The sequence below is a fragment of the Lactobacillus sp. genome, assembly GCF_051873315.1.
GTDB lineage: Bacteria > Bacillota > Bacilli > Lactobacillales > Lactobacillaceae > Lactobacillus.
This window is the reverse complement of record NZ_JBJEES010000101.1, coordinates 1-1,958: the sequence shown is the minus strand read 5'-3', so window position 1 is coordinate 1,958 and position 1,958 is coordinate 1. Positions and strand designations below refer to the sequence as shown.

General features: G+C 48.3%; 2 protein-coding genes. Both read right to left on the bottom strand.

The window, feature by feature from the left end:
• Positions 1-292: 292 nt before the first annotated feature.
• Positions 293-1,678, bottom strand: coding sequence for an NADP-dependent phosphogluconate dehydrogenase (gndA, locus tag ACI32D_RS05975; protein ID WP_439775695.1), 1,386 nt, complete (start codon positions 1,676-1,678; stop codon positions 293-295).
• A 98-nt stretch (positions 1,679-1,776) separates the two neighbouring features.
• The coding region (locus ACI32D_RS05970; protein WP_439775694.1) for a hypothetical protein at positions 1,777-1,958 on the bottom strand (182 nt) is incomplete at its 5' end.

The following is a 1,958-nucleotide window of genomic DNA, read 5'->3' as shown; positions in this document are numbered from 1 at the left end:
GTTGGACCTTTTTTGTTAAGAAATTGAAACTATATTTCAACTAGCACCACGCGTGCTCCCCCTATATTTTTTAACCGCTTTCAGTATATTTCTGGCAGATTTATTTGTCAACCATATATTTAACATCTATTTTATGAAAAGAACAGTATAAAATAGCCATGGTCAGTTTTTCATTCTAATTATGTAATAGCTTTCCTTAATCCATCTTTTCTGTATCCTGCTTCACTAGCTATGCAAACAAAAAGAGTGAAACTTTCCAACGAAGTTTCACTCTTTTCATCAATACCGTTTGTTATTTTTCTTCATACCATTCAGTGTGGTAAACGCCCTCGCGGTCGTTTCTGTAGTAAGTGTGCGCACCGAAGTAGTCTCTTTGTGCCTGAATCATGTTGGCCGGCAGGCTTGGGTTGAAGATTGATTCCAGGTAGTTCAGAGCCGCGCTGAAGCTTGGAGTTGGCACGCCAGCTTCTGCTGCCAGCTTAACAACCGCTCTCAAGGCTGGCAGGTTCTTTTCCATCACGCCCGCAAAGTATGGGTCTTGGAAAAGGTTGTCCAGTTGCTTGCCGTCAGCGTAAGCATCTTCAATATGATACAAGGTCTTGGCGTGGATGATGCATCCCGCTTCCCAGTTCTGCGCGATCGCCGGGTAGTTCAATTCCCAGTCGTAAGCCTTAGCCGCCATGGTCAACTGCTGGAAGCCTTGAGCGTAAGCCACGATCTGTGCCAGGTACATTGCCTTGCCCAAGTTGTCGATCAAGTCGCTGGCAACTTCGCCCTTGTAAACGACTTCCTTGCCTTCACGGGTCGTTGCCTTGGACATGAACCGAGCCAAAACGGCTTCAGCTACCACCGTAATTGGAGCGCCCAGCTTGATGGCGTCTTCCAGCATCCAGTTGCCAGTCCCCTTGTAGGAAGCAACGTTCAAGATGTGGTCGATCACGTCGTCGTCAGTCAAGTCATCCTTTTGCCGCAAAACTTGTGAAGCAATTTCAATCAAGTAGGCGTTCAAGTCCCCCTTGTTCCATTCGGCAAAAATATCTGCCATTTCCTTGTTGGACTTGTGGGCTACCTTGCGCATGATGTCGTAGACTTCAGAGATTTCCTGCATGATCGCGTATTCCATCCCGTTGTGGACCATCTTGACGTAGTGGCCCGCCCCTTCTGGCCCAATGTAGGACACGCAGGCACGGCCGTCTTCAGTCTTGGCGGCCATCGCGGTTAGGATTGGCGCAGCTTCTTCATAAGCTTCCTTGTCCCCGCCTGGCATCAAGGCCGGGCCGTTCAAGGCACCTTCTTCACCGCCGGACACGCCCATGCCGATAAAGTGCAGGCCGTGCTTCTTTAATTCGTGGTAGCGGCGGTTGGTGTCGTGGAAGTTGGAGTTCCCGCCGTCAATAATGATGTCGCCCTTGTCCAAAAGCGGGATCAGCTTCTGAATGGTTTGGTCAACCGGGTCACCAGCCATGATCTGCACCAGAATCTTGCGGGGCTTTTCCAAAGAATCAACGAATTCTTCCCAAGTGTAGCAAGGCTTCAGCTTGTCGTCCTCGTACTTGGCCAAAGCATCGACTTCCGGCTTGTCGATGGAGAAGCCGGAGACTGAAAAGCCATGATTTCTAACATTGAGGGCTAAGTTCTTGCCCATGACCGATAAACCGATCACACCAAATTGTTGCATTTATTTACCTCCTAGTATGTCTGCCTCTTTTATTATACTTGCAAGCAAGAAAAAAGCGAAACCAAAAGGTTTCGCTTTCTTCTTTATTTATATTTCTCTTAGTGAGAAGCACCTGAAGTAGTGTCTGGTGCGTTTTCAGGAACTGAAGCACTTGAAGTTGCTTGAACTTGCAAAGCGTCAGCCTTGTCTTCTGAGTGGCCGGAAGCACCTGAAGCCGCGTCGATTTCCAAACCAAACTTTTCAGCAAAGTATGAGAATGGGTGCAGAGCTTCTGCGTGGT

Bases quoted from the DNA above. Each gene is read 5' to 3' on its own strand.
- gndA (WP_439775695.1), bottom strand. From the start codon at position 1,678: ATGCAACAATTTGGTGTGATCGGTTTATCGGTCATGGGCAAGAACTTA.